A 21634-nucleotide genomic window follows, 5' to 3' on the forward strand; every position below is an offset into this window, starting at 1 on the left:
CGTACGCCTCCAGTTCGCGCACCCGCGCCCGCGCGCTTTCCAACTCCCCCGCCAGCGCGGCCAGTCGCTCCCGCAGCACCGGCACACCGCCGGTGCCGGCGTCGTGCGCGGCCACCGCGGCGCCGTGCAACGGCCGCAGCCGTTCGGCGGCCTGCCGCGCCGCACCGGCGCCGCGCCGCCGTTCCAGGTCCTCCAGGAGCGAGGCGACGACGTCCCACGGCGGGACCTCGCGGCCCTCCAGGCACTCCCGCAGCCCCTCCGGGTCGTGCGCCGTGAAGACGGCGAACCAGCCCGCGCCCGGGTCCAATTGCCCCACCAGCGCCGCCAGTTCACCGGCGTAGGCGCTCACGGGGCCGTGCGGCCGTGGAGCGGTCGCCGGAGCGGGCGCGTCTGCCATGCCCCGCATTGGACACCCGCCGTGTTACAGCGGACGTCCCCGCGAGGCTACGAGCAGTTTTCGCGCCGCCCCGGCGACCCTCCGGACCGCTCCCGCGATGCGTCAGTGCTTCGAGGGGTGCACCACCATCGCCGAACCGCCGCCGCGGCGCTCCTTCTCGGCGACGGCACGCCACCGTCCGTCACCCAGCGGCTGCACGCCCGTCGCCGCGCCGATCTCGTCGATCTTGGTGAACGAGTGGCCCATGTCCTCCAGTTGGGGCCGCAGCGGGCTCTTCCACAGCTTCGGCTCGACCTCGGTCTTCTCCGCGTTGCGCTGGCTGGCGCGCGGCGCGTTGATCGCCTCGTCCAGCGGCATGCCACGGTCCACGTGGTTGATCATGCTCTGCAGCACGGTCGTGATGATCGTGGCGCCGCCGGGCGAGCCCAGCGCGAAGGAGGGCTTGCCGTCCTTCAGCACGATCGTCGGCGACATCGACGAACGCGGACGCTTGCCCGGGCCGGGCAGGTTGGGGTCGTGGACGTCCGGGTCGGCGGGCTCGAAGGAGAAGTCCGTCAGCTCGTTGTTGAGCAGGAAGCCGCGGCCGGGCACGGTCATGCCGCTGCCGCCGGTCTGCTCGATCGTCAGCGTGTAGGAGACGATGTTGCCCCACTTGTCCGCCGCCGTCAGATGCGTGGTGCTCTGGCCCTCGTACGTCGTGGGCGCGGCCTTGTCACCGGACTTGCAGTCCGACGGATCGCGCGGATCGCCGGGCTCCACCGGGCTCTTGAGGACCTTGTCGTCCTTGATGAGGCATGCGCGCGAGTCCGCGAAGCGCTGCGAGAGCAGATCCTTGGTCGGGACGTCCTCCGCCGCGGGGTCGCCGACCCAGCGCCCGCGGTCGGCGAACGCGACACGGCTGGCCTCGATGTAGCGGTGCAGCAGCTTCTTCTTGCTGAGCTTGCTCAGGTCGCTGCGCTCCAGGATGTTCAGCGCCTCGCCGACGGTCGTGCCGCCCGAGGAGGAGGGCGCCATCCCGAAGACGTCGAGACCGCGGTAACGGGTGTGCGAGGGCGCCTGCTTGGCCGCCTTGTACGCCTTGAGGTCCGCCGCCGTCAGATCGCCGGTGCGCACCTTGCCCGCGCCGGAGCCCACCTTCGGCTTGCGCACGGTGTCGACGATGTCGTCCGCTATCGCACCCTTGTAGAGCGGGCCGGTGCCCTTGCGGGCGAGGGTGTGGTACGTACGCGCCAGGTCCGGGTTGCGCAGCGTGCTGCCGGTCTTGGGGAGCTTGCCGCCCGGCATGAACAGCTTGACGGTGTCGGGGAACTTGCGGAAACGCTCCTCGTTGTCGGCCGTCTGCTCGCGGAAGGTCTTGTCGACGGTGAAGCCGTCGCGGGCCAGCTTCTCGGCCGGGGCCAGCACCTTGCCCAGCGGCTTGGTGCCCCACTTGTCGAGGGCCTGCTCCCAGGTGGCGGGCGTGCCGGGGGTGCCGACGCTCAGCCCGCTGGTGACGACCTCGTCGAACGGCAGGGCTTTGCCGTCCTCCTGGAAGAGCTTCTCGTCGGCGCTCTTCGGCGCGGTCTCCCGGCCGTCGAGCGTACGGATCTTGCCGCTGGCGGCGTCGTAGGAGACGAGGTAGCCGCCTCCGCCGAGGCCGGCCGAGTAGGGCTCGGTGACGCCGAGCGCGGCGGCGGTGGCCACGGCCGCGTCGACGGCGTTGCCGCCCCGCTTGAGCACCTCGATGCCGGCGGCCGACGCGTCGGCGTCCACGCTGGCCACGGCACCGCCGTGGCCCACGGCGACGGGCTGCTTCTCAGGTGTGTGCCGCGCGTCCTGGCTGCTTCCGGTGAGCGCTGGTGCTGCTGCGGCACCCACCGCCGCGATCGCCGCGGTCGCGGTGATCACGGCGAGCAGTCTGGCGGAACGGCGGTCGGTCATGCGCCGCATGGATACCTCCTGACGTGATGGATCAGCGAAGACTAGCCCGCCGCCGCATGCACGTCAGCATCGGTGCCGCGTCGATCCCGCAGACTCCCGTACGCCCCCTTCGCCTGCGGATGTACGCTGCCGCCCCATGACGGACAACCTCCGGGAGATCGTGCTCGGCGTACTGGCCGCGGGCGTCACGGCGGCTCTGGGCTGGTTCGCCCGTACCTATCTGTGGCAGCGCCGACTCCGGCGCAAACAGGGCTTCTTCGGGCTGCCGCACCACTCCGAGTGCCTGCTCGTGGTGGGCCGCGACGCGGCCACGACCGAGTGGGCCGTCGCCCGCAACGACGTGTTCGCGCTGCTGGAGCTGTCCGCGCTGATCAAGGACTGCGGCGCGAACGCGGACGTCATACCCCACGACATGACGCAGCAGGGCTTCGGCGAACGCACCGAGTTCTGCATCGGCGGCCCCGTATCCAACCGCCGCACCGCCGCGCATCTTCAGTCGCTGCTGCCGGGCGTCGCCGTGAACACCGACGCCTCCCCCGGCCCGGACCGTGCCGCCTTCACCATCGGCGGCGAGCGGCATCTGATGGAGAAGGGCGTCAGCGAACACGTCCTGCTGGCACGTCTCACGGCCGGTCAGCGCGAAGAGGTGCGGCCGGTGTTCCTCTGCTGCGGCCAGAGCGCCGTCACGAACCAGGCCGCGGCGCGCTATCTGGCGCGGCATCACACCCGGCTGCTGCGCAAGTACGGGGCGAGCGGCGACTTCTGCCTGCTGCTGAAGGTCGTCAACTCCCAGGCGTACGGCCCGGACGTCGTCGAGCTGGTCTCCGACGTCACCCGCGCCGCGACCGCGCCGCCGCCCCCGTCCGCTTCCACTTCCGCTTCCGCTTCCGCCTCCTCGTCCGAGACGGGAGGACGGCGCGGCAGCCACCGTGCGACGAGCTGACCCCGGCACGCCCCCGCGGCGCCTGTGCGACCAGGCCCGGCGGCCTCACCCCTCGGAGAACTCCGCGTAGAGCTGCGACAGCTCCGGCGTCCCCGTCTCCGCCCAGGACGCCCCTTCCTCCAGGACGTCCAGTTCCCTGCCCGAACCCAGCCGCACCACCGGCTGGTCGTCCTCGGGCCGCAGCCGCCACCGGGCGCCGGGCACCGTACGGACGAGGACCGTGCCCAGGTACAGGCCCGCGTCGCTGCCGAGCCAGGGGGTGATCTCCGGGTCCTCGCGCCAGCGCGGCAGAAGCTGGTCGAGAGCGGACAACGAGTCGGCGGAGTCGTCGAGTTCGACTCCGGCGTCCTGTGCCTGATCCCTGAGCAGTTCGCACTCCGAGAGAAGCTGAGCGGCTCCCTCGGGGTCGCTGGACACCGCGTCCACGAGCGAGGCGCCCGGCGCCTCCTCGTTCCTCTTACGCCAGTTGTCCAGGAAGGGGATGTTCATACGGATCAGGGTGTCATCCACCCATGGGCGAGCACCACAGGCACGCTGTGCTTCGAGCACGGGTCGGAAAAAACGGCCAGTGTCCTGACTGGACACCTTGACGCCGCTTTGCCGTCTCTCTACCTTCACCGGGCCTCGGTCGAATCGGGGTGCGCGGAAAGGGTGTTGCTGCCGGACGACGAGAGAGGACAGTCGGCGTGCGCGGACGTCTGTGGAATGTTCCCCTCCTGATCCTGCTGACCCTCGCGGGTACTCCCGCGGTCGCGGTCGCACAGGACCGCACGACTACGAAGCACACGGAGCCGCTCCCTTTGGAGCGGCTCTTCGACAACCGGGCCGTGAGCGACGACGCACATCCGGGAGACGCCGACTTCGACGGAGCCGGCAACTCCCTGTCCGCACAGGATCTCCACACCGCCGGCTGGGACCCCGGCCGGCTTCTCGGACTCGACTCCGTCTCCCTGCGCTGGCCGCACACGCGACCCGGGGAGCCGGACAACGTACGCGCCGACGGACAGCAGGTACGGGTGGACGGCACGGGCAACGCCGTCTCGCTGCTGGTCGCGGGCACCTCCGCCGTCGGCGGGCCGGGCAACGGCGTCACCGGCACCGGCACCGTCCACTACTGGGACGGCTCCAGCTCCCCGTACACGCTGACCGCTCCCGACTGGCGCAGCGGCTCGCTGGCGACCAAGGCCGTCGCGCTGCCGAAGGTCAACACCCGCTCGGGCACGCCGCTCGCCGAGAAGGCGAAGCTGTACGCGGTGACCGTGCCCGTCCACGAGGGGCGCCGCATCCGGTCGTTGACGCTGCCGCGTGACGCGGGCCCGGCGAGCGATCTGCACGTCTTCGCCGCGGCGGTACGGCGCACGGAGTCGTCCTGGACGGGGACGTGGACGACGAGCACCGCCGGCTACACCTCCGTCGGCCCGTGGCAGAACCAGACGCTGCGGCTCGTCGTGCACACCTCGGCGGGCGGCTCGCGCACCAGGATCAAGCTGGCGAACACCTTCGCCTCGACGCCCCTGGAGATCGGGCACGCCTCCGTCGTCGTACAGCGCGAGGGCGCGACCGGCAGAGGACGGCCCGTGCCGCTGCGGTTCGGCGGGCGCGACGGCACCGTGCTCCCGGCGGGCGCCCACGCGGTGAGCGACCCCGTCGGCTTCCAGGTGCCGGCCGAGAGCAATCTGCTGGTGAGCATCCATCTGCCGGGCGCGGTGCCGGCCGCTCCGGTGCACAGCGAGGCACGGCAGCAGAGCTTCGTCAGCGCGGGCGGCAGCGGCGACCGTACGGGAGACGCCGAAGGCGCAGCGTTCACCGGGACGTTGGACGTATGGCCGTTCCTGACGGGCGTCGACGTACGGGGCGGACCGGGGTCCGTCGTCGCCTTCGGCGACTCCATCACCGACGGGGTCCGCTCGACGCCCGGCACCAACCGGCGCTGGCCGGACCTCCTCGCGCAGCGGCTGCGCGCCCAGCAGGACGTCCCGCACTACGGGGTGCTCAACCAGGGCATCTCCGCGAACCGCGTGGTCTCCGACCGCTATCCCGGTGACGGCGTCAGCGACGACACGGGCGGCGTCAGCGCGCTGAACCGGCTGGAGCGGGACGTGCTGGGACAGACGAACGCGCACACCGTCGTCGTCTTCGAGGGCATCAACGACGTGCGGTGGGGCGCGAGCGCCGACGAGGTCGTCGCGGGTCTGAAGGAGGTCGCCCGGCGGGCGCACGAACGCGGACTGCGCGTCGTCGGGGCCACGCTGACGCCCTGTGAGGGCTATCAGGACTGCTTCCCGGAGGTGGACGCCAAGCGCAGCGCCGTCAACGCCTTCATCCGGGACAACGGAGGCACCTTCGACGCGGTGCTCGACTTCGACGCGGTCGTACGGGATCCGGCACGGCCCCAGCGGATGCTGCCCTCGTACGACAGCGGGGACCATCTGCACCCCGGTGACGCCGGCTATCAGGCGATGGCGAACTCGGTCGAACTGCGGAAGCTGCTGCCGGGGGCCTGACCCGAGCCGTCACGGGATCCGTCACGGGAGGCGTCCGGCGTGCTCACGGCGCCGGGCGCCTCCCCTCGGCTCCCATCTCCCGGCTCACGCCCCGCAGTTCACCCTCGCCCGCTCAACGCCCCTCGGCTCACACCTCGATGTCGACGACGACCGGCGCGTGGTCGGAGGCGCCCTTGCCCTTGCGCTCCTCGCGGTCGACGTAGGCATCCTTGACGGCCGCCGAGAAGGGGGCGTTGCCGTAGACGAGGTCGATGCGCATGCCCCTGTTCTTCGGGAAGCAGAGCTGCCGGTAGTCCCAGTACGTGTACGGGTGGTCGTACTTGAGGGGGCGCGGCATCACATCCGTCAGGCCCGTCTCCCGCAGGGACTTCAGCGCGTCGCGCTCGGGCCCGGTGACATGCGTGGAGCCCTCGAAGACGCTGCGGTCGTAGACGTCCTCGTCGGTCGGGGCGATGTTGTAGTCGCCCAGTATCGCGAAGGGCGCCTCGCCCGGGGCCTCGCGCTCGGCGGTGCGGCGCAGCGCCTCCAGCCACTGGAGCTTGTAGTCGTAGTGCGGGTGCCCGACCTCACGGCCGTTCGGCACGTACACCGACCACACGCGCACTCCGCCGCACGTCGCGGCGGCGGCGCGGGACTCCTGGCCGCCGTCGTACGCGGGGCCCTCCGGCAGACCGGTCACCGGGTCCTCGAGGCCGACGCGGGAGAGGACCGCGACCCCGTTCCACCGGCCGTCGCCGTTGACCAGCGACTCATAGCCCAGCGCCTGGATCTCGGCGGAGGGGAAGGCCTCGGCGGAGCACTTCAGCTCCTGGAGGCAGACCACATCGGGCCCGGCGGACTCCAGCCACGCCAGCAGCCGGGGCAGTCGGGCACCGATGGAATTGACGTTCCAGGTCGCGATACGCATGCCGCGAATCTACCGCGCGACACCGACACTCTCGCCGGGGGCCAGTCGCCCGTGCTCGACGCCTCCCAGGTCGCCGATCATCCGGTCGTAGACGGGCCGTGCACGGTCGGCGAGCAGCCCGTCGTGCACGTCGAAGGCGCGGCGCGGCGCCACCTCCCGTACGTAGTCGATGATTTCGGAGACCTTGCTCCAGGGCGCGTGCACCGGCAGCAGCAACGTGTCGACGGAGCGGCCGGGCACGGTCAGCGCGTCGCCGGGGTGGAAGAGCGAACCGTCCACGACATAGCCGGAGTTGGCGATCCGCGGGATGTCGGGGTGGATGACGGCGTGCAGGCTGCCGTGGACCTCGATCTCGAACCCGGCGGCGTCGAAGGTGTCGCCCTCGCCGACGGTGTGCACCCGGCCGGGGAAGGTCGTCGAGATCTTCTCCGTGACACTGCGCGGCGCACTGATGTGGGCGGCCGGGTTCGCCTCCATGGCGGCGCGGAGCCTGGCCTCGTCGAAGTGGTCCGGATGCTCGTGCGTGACGAGGATCGCGTCGGCCCCGACGGCGGCGTCCTCCTCGCTGAACCCTCCGGGGTCGATGACGAGCGTCCGCCCGTCCCGCTCGATCCGTACGCAGGCGTGCCCTTTCTTGATCAGCTTCATGGGCCCATTGTGCCCTTGCGCCTGACGGCGCAGGACCGCCGACGCCGCGGGGGAGCCTGGCGCCTCGGGGCGGCGCACCGGCTGTGCGCCGCCTGAAGCCGCGCCCGTGCGTCGCGCCGCACACCGTCGCATACGGGCCCTCCGGGCCCAGCAGGCTTCCGGGGCGGGGCAGTTGAGCACGGGACTGCCGGGTGACGTACGGGCGCTCCACGGGCGGCCCCGCCTCCGAAACGCCATCGGGAACGGGCAGTTGGCGTACGCGCGTGCTTCAGCCGCCTCCTGCGGCGGCGGGCTGCGGGCGGGACGCAGGCCACGTATCGCCGGAACGGGATGTAGGCCCCACCAGGCGGGTGCGGCGGCACCCGGCACCTGTCTGCCCTCCTGCCGACGTAACGTACCCCCGCCGCCCGAGCGGCAGTTGACGCCCACCGACGCGAGTCTTCGGGGCGCGGCTCGCGCTCCGTACGCGACCGCTAGTCCTCCGGTGTCGTCTCCTCGCGGATGACCTCCTGAGCCACCGCGAACGCCGAGTTCGCCGCCGGGACACCCGCGTAGACGCCGGTCTGGAGGAGGATCTCCTTGATCTCCTGCGGGGTGAGGCCGTTGCGCAGGGCCGCGCGCAGATGGAAGCGCAACTCGTCGAAGTGGCCGCGCGAGACGAGAGCCGTGAGCGTGATGACGCTGCGCGTGCGGCGGTCGATACCCGGTCTCGTCCACACCTCGCCCCACGCGTAGCGGGTGACGAAGTCCTGGAAGTCCTGGGTGAAGTCGTCCGCCGCCTCCTGCGCGCGGTCCACGTGCGCGTCGCCGAGGACTTCGCGGCGGACCTTCATGCCCGCGTCGTAGGTGTCGCCGCGTCCGGCGGCGGCCTCCGCGGACTCCAGTTCGGCGATGGCGCCCGGTGCCCGCAGCGCCGCCGGGGCGATCACGGGGGCGGGTGCGGGCGGGCCCGCGGGCGATTCCTGCCAGCTCGTGGTGAAGTGCCGGATGATCAACTCCGTGACGGCGCCGGGCTGTTCGACGGGCGTCAGATGCGACGCCCCGGGGACGATGGCGAGCCTCGCGTCCGGGATCCCGGCGACGAGGGCGCGGGCCTCGGCGGGCGGCGTCGCCTCGTCCTCGGCGCCGGCGACCACCAGCGCGGGAACTCCGATGCCGCCGAGGTCGCCGCGTACGTCGAAGGAGGCGAGCGCCTCGCAGGCCGCGATGTAGCAGCCGGGGTCGGTCGTACGCACCATCTGCACGGCCCACTCGACGATGGCCGGCTGGGCCTCGATGAAGCCGTCGGTGAACCAGCGTTCGGGGGTGGAGCGGGCGATGGGGTCGAGGCCGTTCGTACGGACGACGACGCCGCGCTGCCGCCAGGCGTCGGCGGTGCCGAAGCGGGGCGAGGCGGAGACGAGGGCGAGCGAGGAGAGGCGTTCGCGGGCGATCATGCCGAGCTGGATGCCGACGGCGCCGCCTATCGAGCACCCGGCGTAGCCGAAGCGGTGGATGCCGAGGGAGTCGAGCGTGGCCAGGACGCGTTCGGCGAGGGCGGTGGTGGAGTCGGCGGGGTACGCGGGCGCTCCGCCGTGGCCGGGCAGATCGAAGCGGAGGACGCGCCAGTTGCGGGTCAGTTCGGGTATCTGCCGGTCCCACATGTGCCAGGTCGTGCCCAGGGCCGGACCGAGCACGAGCACGGGTGCGTCGTCGGGGCCGTCCAGGCGGTGCTGCAACATCCGGTCACTCTGCTTCTCGCTCACGCCGCCACGCTACCCAGGGCCGCGAGGGGTGCGGCTTCGGGGGCGCGGCTGTGTACATCAGAACTTCACGGTGGACACGACATATACACGCGGCATGCCCTTGTAACTGCGGTCCACGGTGATGGCCACGTCCGGCTGGTTCTTCTTCTGGCGGAAGACGGTGCCCGCGTACTCGTGGCCCTCCTTGCCCAAGTCCCAGCCGACCTTCTGCGCATGCTTGCCGCTGATGGTGACCTTGCCGTCGCGCAGCGCGGACTCGCTCGTGCCGACGTCGTCGAGGAAGTCGTCGAGCCGCTTCTCCGGGAGGCGGAACTGCACGTAAAGCGAGCTGGTCTGCCAGGAGTTGGCCTCGTAGAAGGCGTAGTGGCTGGACTTGGACGGCAGCGGCACGTCGTACACGGTGCGCTGGACCTTGCTGGGCCAGCCGTAGGTGAGGTTGGTGGCCGCGGCCTTGCGCTCCTTGTCCTCGCCGCTGTCCCGGCTCTGGAAGGCGGACCGTACGAGGTAGCCGCCGGGGACCGCGATCAGCAGCACGACGATCAGCAGCGTCAGCAGCCGGTGCCGGGGCCGGTGCGGCGGACGCAGCGGAGGGCGTACGTCCTGGCGGGGCGCGGTGGCCGTCACTGGCCCACCGCCCTGCGCAGGTTGTCCGCCGCCCGCTCGTAGCGCTCGTAGCGCTCCAGGCGGCGCCGGTTGGCGCGGCGGAAGCGCCGGGCGACGAGCCGGGCCAGGTCGGCGGCGCCCACCATGCCCGCCTCGGGGCCGAGTTGGGCCTTGGCGATGGTGGCCTCCGGGCGGTATCCGCGTCCGGTCAGATGGCGTCTGAAGGCGTCGCGCGCCGGGTCGATGAGGAGTTCGTCGGCGGCGCTGACCCCGCCGCCGATCACGAAGCCGCCGGGGTCGAGGGCGGCGGCCAGGTTGGCGATGCCCACGCCCAGCCAGTGCCCGATGTCCTGGAGCAGCTCGGTGCACATCGCGTCGCCGCCGCGGGCCAGTTCGGTGATGAGGGGGCCGGTGATCTCCGAGACCTGGCCGCCGACGCGTTCGCTGATGCCGTACGCGACGGGCGACTCGGCGAGGGCGAGTTCGCGTGCCTCGCGCACCAGCGCGTTGCCCGAGCTGTACTGCTCCCAGCAGCCGCGGTTTCCGCAGGGGCAGCGGTGGCCGCCGGGCACGACCTGCATATGGCCGAACTCGCCTGCCACGCCGTACTTTCCGCGCTTGACCTGGCCGTCCTCCAGGATGGCGCCGCCGATGCCGGTGCCCAGCGTGATCATCACGAGGTGGTCCTCGCCGCGTCCGGCGCCGAAACGCCACTCGCCCCAGGCGGCGGTGTTGGCGTCGTTGTCGACCATGACGGGGACGGCGAGACGTGCGGTCAGGGCGTCCTTGAGGGGCTCGTCACGCCAGGCGAGATGCGGTGCGAACAGCACGCGGGAGCGGTCGGCGTCGACCCAGCCGGCCGCGCCGATGCCCACGGCGTGCACGTCGTGCCGGTCGGAGAGGTCGAGCACCAGCTCGGCGATGGTGTCCTCGACGACCTTCGGGCTCTTGGACTTCTCGGGGGTCTCCGCGCGTACCTGCTCCAGGATCTGGCCGTCGGCGTCGACGACGCCCGCCATCACCTTCGTACCGCCGATGTCGATGCCGACGGTGGGGACACGGGGCGCGGAGAGGTGCGAGCGCCGCTCCCGGGTGCTGACGGTCCGCAGGACGCTGGCGCTCGGCGCGGGGCGGCGGTAGAGACGGTCCCGGTCCGCGCGCTCTCGGTACATGCTCACTGCGCGGCCTTCCTCTGTACGCGGCTGCTGGCTGAGGACCACGGGTCGCTCGGGTCGGCCGGTCGGGACCGGCCGGACGCCCGGACCGTGTACGGGCCCACTCGCCGATTCTGCCTTACCGCGGAAGGGGGCGGCGCCACACGTCCCTGACCAGGGGCGACGGGGGCGGCTGCGGCGCACCTCGCGCCGCGCCGCGCGCCCGCGCCCCCGCGCCCTCACTCAGCGCAGATGCTCGGGCACCGGCGCGCGCTCCAGCTCGTGGCTGAGCTGCTCCAGCTCGCTGCCGCCGGACATCTGCCGCGTCAGCTCCTCCAGCGCCAGCTCCTCCTTGCGGTGGCTGCCGGCCATCGCGCCCCGCTTGAGCAGGACGAAGCGGTCGCCGACCAGATACGCGTGGTGCGGGTTGTGCGTGATGAGTACGACGCCGAGTCCGGCGTCCCGCGCGGCGGCCACGTACTTCAGCACCACCCCGGACTGCTTGACGCCGAGCGCCGCGGTCGGCTCGTCCAGCACCAGGACCTTCGCGCCGAAGTAGACGGCGCGGGCGATCGCCACGCACTGCCGCTCGCCGCCGGAGAGGGTGCCGATGGGCTGGTCGACGTCGCGCAGGTCGATGCCCATGCGCAGCAGTTCGCTGTGCGTCGTACGGCGCATCTGCTCGACGTCGAGACGGGCGAACGGGCCGCGCCCCCTGGTCGGTTCGGAACCGAGGAAGAAGTTGCGCCAGACCGGCATCAGCGGGACGACGGCGAGGTCCTGGTAGACGGTGGCGATGCCGCGGTCCAGGGCGTCGCGGGGCGAGGAGAGCCGGGTCTCCTCGCCGTTCACGCGGAAGCTGCCCGCGTCGTGCTGGTGGAGCCCGGCGACGATCTTGATGAGCGTGGACTTGCCGGCGCCGTTGTCGCCGAGCACGCAACTGATCTCGCCCGCGTGCACCTGGAGGGAGACTCCTTCCAGGGCGCGGATGTTGCCGTAGAACTTGCTCACGTCGCGCAGCTCGACGAGCGGCGTGCCCTGCGCGTCCGCGGTCTTCTCGGCGGCGGTCCCGGCGCCGGTGTCCGCCGCCCGCTGCGGCTCGTGCGCCGTGCCCGCCTGTTCCGTCCCGGCTGCCTTCTCCGCGCTCATCGCTTCGCCTCCGCCCGCTTGCGTATATATGCGTTCAGCAGGACGGCGACCAGCAGCATCGCGCCGAGGAAGAACTTGAACCAGTCCGGCTCCCACTGCGCGTACACGATGCCCTTGCTCGTCATGCCGAAGATGAACGCGCCCACCGCGGCGCCGACCGCCGAGCCGTAACCGCCGGTGAGCAGGCAGCCGCCGATGACGGCCGCGGCGATGTAGATCAGTTCGTTGCCGACGCCCTCGCCGGACTGCACGACGTCGTAGTTGAAGAGCAGATGCTGCCCCGATATCCACGCGCCCAGCGCCACCCCGAGATACAGCCCGATCTTGGTACGGGCGACGGGGACGCCGACGGCGCGCGCCGTCTCCTGTCCGCCGCCGACCGCGAAGATCCAGTTCCCGGCCTTCGTCCGCAGCAGCAGCCATGTCGCGAGCGCCACCAGCCCCAGCCACCACACCACGGTGATCTGGATGTCGGCGGGGCCGAGCGTCAGCTCGGAGGCGAACAGCGCCCTGGCCGAGGCGAAGCCCTCCATGTCGGAGATGGTCTTGGTGGAGACGGTGCCGCTGATGGCCTTCGTCAGGCCGAGGTTGAGGCCCGTCAGCATCAGGAACGTGCCGAGCGTGATGATGAAGCTCGGCAGCTTCGTACGGACGAGCATGTAGCCGTTGAAGAGCCCGATGCCCAGCGTGACGAGCAGCGAGACGCCCACGCCGACCCACACGTTGGCGGTCATCTGGTAGCTGAACATCGAGGAGACCAGCGACGAGGTGGTGACCATCACGCCCGTCGAGAGGTCGAACTCCCCGCCGATCATCAGCAGCGCCACCGGCACCGCCATGATCCCGAGCGTGGAGGAGGCGTAGAGCACCGTGGAGAGGCTGGAGGCGCGCAGGAAGCTGTCGGCGACCACCGAGAAGACGACAAAGACGGCGATCGCGCCGACGACGGCGCCGAGTTCGGGCCGTCCCAGCAGCCGCTGGAACAGCGACCGGTGCACGAGCCGCTCGTCGCTGCGTACGGTCGCCGTGCCGGTTTCGGTGCCGTCGTGCCGCGCGGCGTCGGTGCCGGCGGGCGGGCCGTCCTCGCGGGCCTCGTCGGCGCCGGGTGGTGTGGGTGTCGATGCAGCGGTCATCGCGTTCCCCGCTTCGTGTACTTCTGCACGGTGGATGCGTCCTTCTTCGTGAGGATCTGCGGGCCGGTCAGCACGGGCTCGCCGCCGCCCAGCATGTTGGCGTTGTAGCGCTCCAGCCACAGCAGGTCGACCGCCTCGTACCCCTGGAGGTAGGGCTGCTGGTCCACGGCGAAGCCGATCGAGCCGTCCTTCAGACCGCGCGCCGTCTGGTCGTTGAGGTCGAAGGTGACGGTCTCCGCCCTGCTGCCCGCGCCCTCGGCGGCCTTGACGGCGGTCGGGGCGAAGGGGGCGCCGAGCGTGACGATCGTGTCGATGTCGCGGTCCGACTGGAGTTCGGCCTCCAGGGACGATTCGACGCCCGGCATGTTCGTACCGTCGGCGTGCAGATTGCGCACCTCGCCGTCGAAGGTCTTCCGTACGCCGCGGCAGCGCTCCTCGTGACCCACGTTGCCCTGCTCGTGCAGCAGGCAGAGGGCCTTCTTGCGGCCGCGCTCGTTGAGTTCGCGTCCGACGGCCTCGCCCGCGATCTCCTCGTCCTGGCCGATGTGCGCGAGCGCGCCGTACTCCTTCGACTTCTCCTGGCCGGAGTTGATGGTGACGACGGGGATGCCGGCCTTGCGTGCCTTGGCCAGGGCGCCCTTCATCGCGTCCGGCTTGGCGAGGGAGACGATCAGCCCGTCGACGTCGCTGTCGACGGCCGCCTTGACGAGCTGCGCCTGCCGGCCGGCTTCCTTGTCGTGGGAGTAGTGGAAGTCGATGTTGTCCTTCACGGCGGCCTGCTTCGCTCCGCTCTGGACGATGTCCCAGAAGGTGTCGCCCTCCCCGGAGTGGCTCACCATGGCGATCTTCCAGCGGGGCGTGCCGACGGCGGCCTTCCCCGAGACCGCCGCGTCGCGCGCCTCCTCGGCTCGTTTGCCGCCGGTGCTGCTGCACCCCGCGAGTGCGGCGGACACCACGAGGAGGAGGGCCGCCGCCGCGGCGCGGATGCGTCGGATGCGGATCGCGCGCCGCGTACGGCTCCCGTGGGCACGGAGCCTTTCCAGCCTGGACACCTGCTGCTGACCTCTCGGTACGGGTGCGTGTGTTCGTCCCGGCGCCCGCCCCGGTCACCGGTACCGGCGCGGACGTCCGCGCCAGTATCGGGGACCGGCTTGCAGGGTCCGCTCACCGGGTTCCGCGCTTGGTGTACTTCTCCAGCCGGGGCACGTCCTTGTCCGTGACGATCTGCGGTCCGGTCAGTACGGGCTTGCCGCCGCCCAGTTCGTTGGCGTTGTAGGAGTGCAGCCACAGCGCGTCGACGGCCTCGTAGCCCTGGAGGTAGGGCTGCTGGTCCACGGCGAAGCCGAAGCTCTTGTCCTTCAGGCCCTTCACGACCTGGGCGTTGAGGTCGAAGGTGTCGATCTCCGCCTTGCTGCCGGCCTTCTCCTTGGCCTTGGCGGACGTCGCCGCGAAGGGGGCGCCGAGGGTGAGGACGGTGTCGATCTCGTCGTCCGACTGAAGCTTGGCCTCCACGGAGGACTGCACGTCCGGCATGTTCGTACCGTCGACGTTGAGCGTGCTCATCTCCCCGTCGAAGGTCTTCTTCGCGCCGTCGCAGCGCTCCTCCAGCGAGACGTTGCCCTGTTCGTGGATGACGCACAGGGCCTTCTTGCGGCCGCGCTCGTTGAGTTCGTCGCCGACGGCCTCGCCCGCGATCGCCTCGTCCTGGCCGATGTGCGAGAGGGCGCCGAACTCGGCGGAGTGCTCGCCGCCGGAGTTGATGGTGATCACCGGGATCCCGGCCTTCACGGCCTTCTTCACGGCGCCCTTCATCGCGTCCGGCTTGGCGAGCGTGACGATCAGCCCGTCGACCTTCTTGTCGACGGCGGACTGCACGAGCTGCGCCTGCCGGCCCGCCTCGTCGTCGTGCGAGTAGTCGAAGCGGACGTTGTCCTTGCGGGCGGCGTCCTTCGCTCCGCTCTGCACGATGTCCCAGAAGGTGTCGCCCTCCCCGGAGTGGGAGACCATCGCGATCGTCATGCGCGGGGTGTCGACGCCCTTGCCGCCGCCCGCGCCGTCGGCGCTCTCCTCGCCGCTCTTGCCGCCGGAGCTGCTGCACCCGGCGGCGAGCAGGGCCGCACTCGTGAGGGCCACCGCCACCGTTGTCGCTCTACGTGCTCTACGCCGAAGGACCATGAGCGGAGTTCTAGCCGGGCCCGGAGCGAGCGTCAATACTTTGTCCGAACATTCTCCATGAGAGTTTGTCCGAACAAAGTCGGGGGCGCCGCGCCTCGCGCCGTACGCGGCGACGTACAGTCCGCCGCGGCTCGCATCTCCCGTACGGGGCAGGGGACTTCGCGCCGCGCGGCGGACCCCGCGGAGGCCGGGGTCAGGAGCGTACGAGGAGCTGGAACTCGAAGGCGTAGCGGGAGGCCCGGTAGAGATGCGAGGCGTACTCGACGGGCCGGCCGGTGTCGTCGAACGTCGTGCGCTCCATCGTCAGCAGCGGCGCCCTCGCCTCCTCCCCCAGCAGCTTCGCCTCGTCCTCGGTCGCCGACCGCGCGCCCACGGACTGCCGCGCGCTGTGCAGCGTGACACCCAGGCCGCGCATCAGCCGGTAGAGCCCCGTGGACTCCAGCTCCTCACCGCTCTCGCCGCGCAGCAGATCGCCGGGCAGATGGTTGCGGAGGAAGGCCATGGGCTCGCCGTGCGTCAGACGCAGCCGCTCCACGAGCCGCACTTGAGCGCCCTCCGCCACGGACAGCGCGGCGGCGACCTCGGCCGTCGCCTCCTCCGTCTCGTAGCGCAGCAGCCGGGTGGCGGGACGCTGGCCTGCCGCCTCCAGATCGTCGTAGAGGCTGCTCAGCTCCAGCGGGCGGCGCACCTGGCTGTGCACGACCTGGGTGCCGATGCCGCGGCGGCGCACCAACAGGCCCTTGTCGACGAGGGATTGAATGGCCTGACGGACCGTGGGACGGGAGAGGCCGAGGCGGCTCGCGAGCTCGATCTCGTTGCCGAGCAGGCTGCCCGGGGAGAGCCTGCCGCGTTCGATGGCGGTCTCGAGCTGCTGGGCGAGCTGGAAGTACAGGGGGACCGGGCTGCTGCGGTCCACGCTGAACTCCAGATCCACCGGATCATTCTTGGCCACGGGGGGAGCGTAGTCGGCGGGGCCTTCCTCCGGAAGGCGTAAGTTCGGTTGTCCGGACAAAGCGGACCGTGGCCTCGTCGCTCCCCCTTGTGGCCACCCGCTGGCCGCCCCGCGCCCGTTCAATTGTCCTGACAAAGTATTGACAGCTCTTGCGACGGCGGGCGACCGTTTCCGCATGCGCATCGGACTCATCGGCACCGGCCGGATCGGCACCTTCCACGCCCGTACGCTCACCGCCGAGCCCGAGGTGAGCGAACTGCTCGTCACCGACGTGGACGCGGCGCTCGCCGGCCGCGTGGCCACGGACCTCGGCGCGACCCTCGCCCCCTCCCCCGACGAACTGCTCACCCGCGATCTCGACGCCGTCGTCATCGCCTCGGCGACCTCCTCGCACGCCGGACTGATCCAGGCGGCAGCCGCGCAGGGCGTGCCCGTCTTCTGCGAGAAGCCGATCGCGCTGGACCTGCCCGGAACGAAGGCCGCCCTCCGTACCGTCGACGAGACCGGGGTCCTGCTCCAGATCGGCTTCATGCGCCGCTTCGACGCGGGGTACGCGGCGGCGCGCGCGGCCGTGCGCTCGGGGTCTCTCGGGCGGCTGCACACCGTACGGGCGGCCACGTCCGATCCGGCGCCGCCGCCCGCCGCGTATCTCCCGCTCTCCGGCGGCCTCTACCGGGACTGTCTCGTGCACGACTTCGACGCGGTGCGCTGGGTGACGGGGCGCGAGGTGGTCGCGGTGTACGCGGCCGGTTCGGACGCGGGTCCGGAGATGTTCCGTGAGGCGGGCGACGTCGACACCGCCGCCGTGCTGCTCACCCTGGAGGACGGGCTGCTGTGCACGGCCACGGCCACCCGCGTCAACGGCGCCGGATACGACGTACGGATGGAGGTCGCGGGCGAGAAGGACCAGATCGCGGTCGGCCTCGACGCCCGTACGCCGCTGACGTCGGTGGAACCGGCCGCGGCCCCGGCGGCGCCCGTGGACCCCTGGCCGGGCTTCCTGGAGCGGTTCGCCCCGGCGTACGAGTCTGAACTCTCGGCGTTTCTGCGGGTGGTGCGCGGCGAGGCGCCCAACCCCTGTGACGGATATGAGGCGTTGGCGGCGCTGCGCGTCGCCGAGGCGTGCGAGCTCTCGCGTGCGGAGGGGCGTCCGGTCGCGATGAGCGAACTCCCGTAAGCGGGCCGGGCGTTGCCCCCGTCCGCCGGTCGGCCGGGGCAGGGGCGGCGCCCCGGCTGCTCAGCGGTGGCTGAGCACGTTGACGACCTTGCCGTTCGGGTCGGCGGCGAAGAAGCGGCGCACGCCCCACTCCTCGTCCTGCAGCGGCCGCACGATCCGCGCGCCGCTCGCCCGTACCGCCTCGTACACGGCGTCCACGTCGTCGACCTCGACGCTCATGTCGGGTGTGACCGGGGCGGTCATCTCCTGTGTCATGAGGATGACTTGAGCGGTGGGGTTGTCCGGGGAGGCGAGTGTCGAGACCCAGCCGAGGTTCATGACCTCCTCCAGACCGAGCAGCCCGTAGAAGTCCCGGCTCTCCTCCATGGCCTCGGTCTGGATGTCGGGTACGACGCGGCGGACGGACATCTCGCTCCCCTGGGTCGCGGTCTGCCCGCACCGGTGCCGGACGAGCCCGGCTCACCCTAGCCAGCCGCGTCCGTCGCCTCCCGCGATTTCCGCCGCCCCTCCGTGCGGCGTCCCGCCGCTGCCCGCGACCGTCCGCCGCCCGGGACCGGCTCCGTGGACCTCCTCCCTAAAAGAGACTTTGATTTTCCTAAAGCCTTTAGGTTACGGTCGGAGCTGTCGCCGGCAGGAACGGACGTACGCGGGACGTACGGGAGGGGAGGGCACATGGCACGCGCGGGACTCACCGCGGAACGCCTCACGCGGGCGGGCGCGGAGCTGGCCGACGAGGAGGGCTTCGCCCAGGTGACCGTCTCGGCTCTGGCCAGGCGCTTCGACGTCAAGGTCGCGAGCCTGTACTCCCATGTCCGCAACTCCCAGGACCTCAGAACGAGGATCGCCCTGCTCGCCCTGGAGGAGATGGCCGACCGCGGCTCCGCCGCACTCGAAGGGCGCGCGGGCAAGGACGCCCTCGCCGCGCTCGCCGACGTCTACCGCGACTACGCCCGCGAGCACCCCGGCCGCTATGCCGCCGCCCAGCTACGGCTGGACCCGGAGACGGCCGCCGCGAGCGCGGGCGTCAGGCACGCGCGGATGACCCGGGCCGTGCTGCGCGGCTACGACCTGACGGAGCCCGACCAGACGCACGCGGTACGGCTGCTGGGCAGCGTCTTCCACGGCTACATCGGCCTGGAGCTGGGCGGCGGCTTCGACCACAGCGCCCCCGACACCCAGGAGACCTGGTCCCGGGTGGTGGACGCCCTCGACGCCCTGCTGCGCAACTGGCCAGCGGCACAGGGGGATTGAACGCAGCGGGATCGAACGCCCGGCGCGTACCGGGACGGACCCGCCCTGCCGTGCCCACGCGCGTACCCACGCACGCGCACCGAACGAGACGGAACGAAGCACGGAGCCGGCCGCGCCGCCGCACCGTGCCTGCCACGAGAACCCTCCGAGCAACAGGTCGAGGTCATGGACACCCAGAACGCCACGCACACCCAGAACGACTGGATCACCACCCCCGTCACCGCGCGGCTGCTGCGCGGCGCCCTCGACGTGGAGCAGACCGAACGCGGCGTGCTGCCGCACCGGTTGCCCGCGCGGGCCCGCGCGCAGTGCGCCGACCCGCAGCTTGCGATGGCCGAGTCGCAGCCCTCGGGCGTACGGCTGGTCTTCCGCAGCCGCGCCACCGCCGTCGAGCTGGACGCCGTCCCCACCAAGCGCCACTACGTGGGCGCACCGCCGCGCCCCGACGGGGTGTACGAGCTGTTCGCCGACGGACGCGCGGCGGGCCGGGCCACGGCGGAGGGCGGCAACACCCTCACCGTCGACATGACCGCGGGGACGGCCGAGTTGGCGCAGGGTGCGCCCGGCACCCTGCGCTTCGACGGTCTGCCCGGCGGCGACAAGGACGTCGAGATCTGGCTGCCGCACAACGAGACCACCGAGCTGCTGGCCCTGCGTACGGACGCCCCGGTCGAGCCCGCGTCCGACCCGGGCCGCCGGGTCTGGCTGCACCACGGCAGCTCGATCAGCCACGGTTCCGACGTCGCCGCGCCCAGCGGCACCTGGCCCGCGCTCGCGGCGTCGCTGGGCGGGGTCGAGCTGATCAATCTGGGGCTGAGCGGGAGCGCCCTGCTCGATCCGTTCACGGCGCGTGCCATGCGGGACACCGAGGCCGACCTCCTCAGCGTCAAGATCGGCATCAACATCGTCAACGCGGACCTGATGCGGCTGCGTGCGTTCGCTCCGGCGGTGCACGGCTTCCTCGACACCGTCCGCGAGGGGCATCCGACGGCGCCGCTGCTGGTCGTCTCGTCGATCCTGTGCCCCGTGCACGAGGACACTCCCGGGCCCGCCGCCCCGGACTTCTCCGACATCGCCGAGGGACGGATCCGCTTCCGGGCGACGGGCGATCCCGCCGAACGGGCCGCGGGGAAGCTGACGTTGAACGTCATACGGGACGAGCTGGCCCGGATCGTGGCCGAGCGCGCGCCGAAGGACCCGAACCTGTACTACCTGGACGGGCGGACCCTGTACGGCGAGGCCGACGCCGCCGAACTGCCGCTGCCGGACGGGCTCCATCCGGACGCCGCGACACATCGCCGTATGGGCGAGCGCTTCGCCGAACTGGCCTTCGGCGGCGACGGGGCGTTCGCGAAGTGACGTGCGGGGACGGGGCGTTCGCGAACTGCCCATCTCCGAGGCGCGGTTCACGGGCGGAGGCCCGGACGGAGGGGCCGACTTCCCGCTCAGCCGGGGACGTCGGCGAGGAGGTGGAAGATCTTCGCCGTGTGGGGATAGGGGTGGCGGTTCGTCATCGCCAGCTCCAACGCCTCCAGCGCCGCGAAGAAGTCCGGGTCGTGCTTGCGCGCGTCGTCGGTGATGTGGTCGTTGACGCAGCGGATGCCGCAGTGCTCCACGTCCTCGCACCCCGCCTCGGCGAGCAGCGCCGTGATCTCCTCGGCGGTGTGCAGCGTCAGCTCGGTGTCGAAGGTCTCGGCACGGGAGGCCCGGCTGCCGAGGGCGTCGAGCGCGGCGGCCGGATCCAGTGAACGCACCGCCAGCGCAAGGGGGTTGGCGTGCCGGTTGATCGCCATGAGGGAGAGCAGGCCGCCGCCGCGTACGAGGGAGACCGCGGTGCGCACCACGGGCGCCGGATCCGCCACGTACTGAAGGAGGTTGTGGCACAGCACGACGTCGTAACGGCCGGCGGTGACGGACTCCGGCAGCGCGAAGACGTCGGCCTCGACGGTGGTGAGCCTGTCGCCCGCTCCCGCGTGCGCGGCCCGCTCGGCCGCGGCGGCCAGCATGCCGGGCGAGTAGTCGACGATCGTCACCCGGTGTCCCTGCCGCAGCAGCCGTACCGCGTCGCCGCCGTCGGCGCCCGCGAGGTCCAGCACCCGCAGCGGCCCCGGGCCCAGGGCCGCCAGCCGTCGGCTCAGGTTGGCCTCGGCGACCGTGTAGCGCAGCCGCCCCCACGGACTCTCCTGCCATACGCGCCACGCGTCGAGCGCGGCGTCGAACTGTCCCTGCATGCGGGCGACTTCCCCTCTCGCCGTGCCCCGTCGTGCCGCCCTGGCCGTCCCGGCCGCTACGGCTGCGCCACGTCCTTTTGCGGCGGCGCCAGCGTCTTCACCATGAACGTACAGGCGTCGGCGACGCGGTGGGTGCGTCCCGCGCTGTCCTCGTACGAACCGCAGTCCAGATACGGGGTGGAGGGGCGGAAGCCGAGCCGCTCGTAGAGGTCGGCCGTACGGGGGTTGTTCTTCTCCACGCCCACGCCGAGCTTCACCAGCCCCCGCTTCAGGGCGAGTTCCTCCGCGGCTTGGATGAGGGCGGTGCCCACGCACTGGGAGCGGAGCGTCTCGGGCCACAGGCCGAGCCCGTTGATCTCGGAGCAGTCGGGGTGCACGGCGCGGACCTCGGGTGCCTGGCAGCCCGTCCACACCACTTCGCAGCTCCCGACGGGCAGTTCGTCCCGCCAGGCGATCAGCAGGGTGCTGGCACCCTCGCGGTGCCGGGCGAAGCGGGAGGCGTGATCGTACGCAGCACCGGGCGAGGGCATGTGCTTGTCGAGCAATGCCACATCCTCTTCCCGGCACTCGCTGATCCTCATTGCGCACAGACTAGATTCCTCATGTGCCGGTCAGGTGGGGGTTCCGGAGGCATGTGAGGCGGAACATGCGGCGCCCGCGCCACGCGGCCTCCCCGTAGCGGAAGTCGGGGAACGCGCCGCCGCGGCGCGGGAGCACCCGGGGCCGCGTCGTCGCGGCGGGCCCG

20 protein-coding genes and 1 pseudogene are annotated in these 21634 nt (G+C 71.7%); 5 read left to right on the plus strand and 16 right to left on the minus strand.

The annotated features are described in order from the left end of the window. Together AN218_RS36465 and ggt are read right to left on the minus strand one after the other, a co-directional pair. Positions 1-397 (minus strand): annotated as a pseudogene (locus tag AN218_RS36465) (hypothetical protein); the annotation flags it as partial. Between the two features lie 102 nt (positions 398-499). Then, positions 500-2326, minus strand: a complete 1827-nt coding sequence (ggt, locus tag AN218_RS06740) for a gamma-glutamyltransferase (RefSeq protein WP_070015846.1) — start codon at positions 2324-2326, stop codon at positions 500-502. A 127-nt stretch (positions 2327-2453) separates the two neighbouring features. Between ggt and AN218_RS06745 the strand changes: the two genes are divergently transcribed. Further along, a complete protein-coding gene (locus tag AN218_RS06745) occupies positions 2454-3260 on the plus strand; it encodes a hypothetical protein (RefSeq protein WP_070015847.1) in 807 nt (268 codons plus the stop codon). Positions 3261-3305: 45 nt separating this feature from the next. On the opposite strand, the gene AN218_RS06750 is transcribed toward AN218_RS06745, so the two are convergent. Further along, positions 3306-3749, minus strand: coding sequence for a DUF6278 family protein (locus AN218_RS06750; RefSeq protein WP_070015861.1), 444 nt, complete (start codon positions 3747-3749; stop codon positions 3306-3308). 197 nt (positions 3750-3946) lie between these two features. Here AN218_RS06750 and AN218_RS06755 point away from each other — a divergent pair, with 197 nt between their 5' ends. Further along, complete coding sequence (locus AN218_RS06755; RefSeq protein ID WP_070015848.1) at positions 3947-5764, plus strand: SGNH/GDSL hydrolase family protein; 1818 nt, start codon at positions 3947-3949, stop codon at positions 5762-5764. Positions 5765-5891: 127 nt separating this feature from the next. Here AN218_RS06755 and AN218_RS06760 read toward each other — a convergent pair whose 3' ends face one another. From AN218_RS06760 to AN218_RS06805, 10 genes are all read right to left on the minus strand, one after another. Further along, entirely contained in the window at positions 5892-6671 is a 780-nt protein-coding gene (locus AN218_RS06760; RefSeq protein WP_070015849.1) for an exodeoxyribonuclease III, read from the minus strand. 9 nt (positions 6672-6680) lie between these two features. Beyond that, positions 6681-7319: an MBL fold metallo-hydrolase gene (locus AN218_RS06765; RefSeq protein WP_070015850.1), complete on the minus strand. Its 639-nt coding sequence runs from the start codon at positions 7317-7319 to the stop codon at positions 6681-6683. A gap of 473 nt (positions 7320-7792) precedes the next feature. Continuing rightward, a complete protein-coding gene (pcaDC, locus tag AN218_RS06770) occupies positions 7793-9040 on the minus strand; it encodes a bifunctional 3-oxoadipate enol-lactonase/4-carboxymuconolactone decarboxylase PcaDC (RefSeq protein ID WP_070015851.1) in 1248 nt (415 codons plus the stop codon). 81 nt (positions 9041-9121) lie between these two features. Beyond that, positions 9122-9688 carry a hypothetical protein gene (locus AN218_RS06775; RefSeq protein WP_070015852.1) on the minus strand — a complete coding sequence of 189 codons (567 nt, stop codon included), beginning with the start codon at positions 9686-9688 and terminating at the stop codon, positions 9122-9124. Continuing rightward, complete coding sequence (locus AN218_RS06780; protein WP_375537843.1) at positions 9685-10845, minus strand: ROK family glucokinase; 1161 nt, start codon at positions 10843-10845, stop codon at positions 9685-9687. The genes AN218_RS06775 and AN218_RS06780 overlap by 4 nt, the downstream gene beginning before the upstream one ends. A 219-nt stretch (positions 10846-11064) precedes the next feature. Beyond that, positions 11065-11970 carry an ATP-binding cassette domain-containing protein gene (locus AN218_RS06785; RefSeq protein WP_079131894.1) on the minus strand — a complete coding sequence of 302 codons (906 nt, stop codon included), beginning with the start codon at positions 11968-11970 and terminating at the stop codon, positions 11065-11067. Beyond that, entirely contained in the window at positions 11967-13103 is a 1137-nt protein-coding gene (locus AN218_RS06790; RefSeq protein WP_079131895.1) for an ABC transporter permease, read from the minus strand. Before AN218_RS06790 ends, AN218_RS06785 begins: the two co-directional genes overlap by 4 nt. Then, complete coding sequence (locus AN218_RS06795; RefSeq protein WP_070015863.1) at positions 13100-14098, minus strand: sugar ABC transporter substrate-binding protein; 999 nt, start codon at positions 14096-14098, stop codon at positions 13100-13102. The genes AN218_RS06790 and AN218_RS06795 overlap by 4 nt, the downstream gene beginning before the upstream one ends. 169 nt (positions 14099-14267) lie before the next feature. After that, positions 14268-15278: a sugar ABC transporter substrate-binding protein gene (locus AN218_RS06800; protein ID WP_070015854.1), complete on the minus strand. Its 1011-nt coding sequence runs from the start codon at positions 15276-15278 to the stop codon at positions 14268-14270. Between the two features lie 193 nt (positions 15279-15471). Continuing rightward, on the minus strand, positions 15472-16194 hold the full coding sequence (locus AN218_RS06805) for a GntR family transcriptional regulator (protein WP_070015865.1): 723 nt from the start codon (positions 16192-16194) through the stop codon (positions 15472-15474). Positions 16195-16405: 211 nt separating this feature from the next. Here AN218_RS06805 and AN218_RS06810 point away from each other — a divergent pair, with 211 nt between their 5' ends. Continuing rightward, positions 16406-17407, plus strand: a complete 1002-nt coding sequence (locus tag AN218_RS06810) for a Gfo/Idh/MocA family protein (RefSeq protein ID WP_070015855.1) — start codon at positions 16406-16408, stop codon at positions 17405-17407. Between the two features lie 60 nt (positions 17408-17467). Here the strand turns inward: AN218_RS06810 and AN218_RS06815 are convergent, their stop codons facing one another. Next, positions 17468-17815 (minus strand): VOC family protein, encoded by a 348-nt coding sequence (locus AN218_RS06815; RefSeq protein ID WP_070015856.1) that lies wholly within the window; start codon positions 17813-17815, stop codon positions 17468-17470. 264 nt (positions 17816-18079) lie between these two features. Between AN218_RS06815 and AN218_RS06820 the strand changes: the two genes are divergently transcribed. Together AN218_RS06820 and AN218_RS06825 are read left to right on the plus strand one after the other, a co-directional pair. Then, a complete protein-coding gene (locus tag AN218_RS06820; protein WP_070015857.1) occupies positions 18080-18658 on the plus strand; it encodes a TetR/AcrR family transcriptional regulator in 579 nt (192 codons plus the stop codon). 165 nt (positions 18659-18823) lie between these two features. Beyond that, on the plus strand, positions 18824-20017 hold the full coding sequence (locus AN218_RS06825) for a GDSL-type esterase/lipase family protein (RefSeq protein ID WP_070015858.1): 1194 nt from the start codon (positions 18824-18826) through the stop codon (positions 20015-20017). Between the two features lie 86 nt (positions 20018-20103). Here the strand turns inward: AN218_RS06825 and AN218_RS06830 are convergent, their stop codons facing one another. Next, positions 20104-20889 carry a class I SAM-dependent methyltransferase gene (locus tag AN218_RS06830; protein WP_070015859.1) on the minus strand — a complete coding sequence of 262 codons (786 nt, stop codon included), beginning with the start codon at positions 20887-20889 and terminating at the stop codon, positions 20104-20106. A gap of 56 nt (positions 20890-20945) precedes the next feature. Then, on the minus strand, positions 20946-21470 hold the full coding sequence (locus AN218_RS06835) for a GNAT family N-acetyltransferase (protein WP_070015860.1): 525 nt from the start codon (positions 21468-21470) through the stop codon (positions 20946-20948). Positions 21471-21634: the final 164 nt, after the last annotated feature.

It is taken from the genome of Streptomyces nanshensis (genome assembly GCF_001751255.1).
Lineage (GTDB): Bacteria > Actinomycetota > Actinomycetes > Streptomycetales > Streptomycetaceae > Streptomyces > Streptomyces nanshensis_A.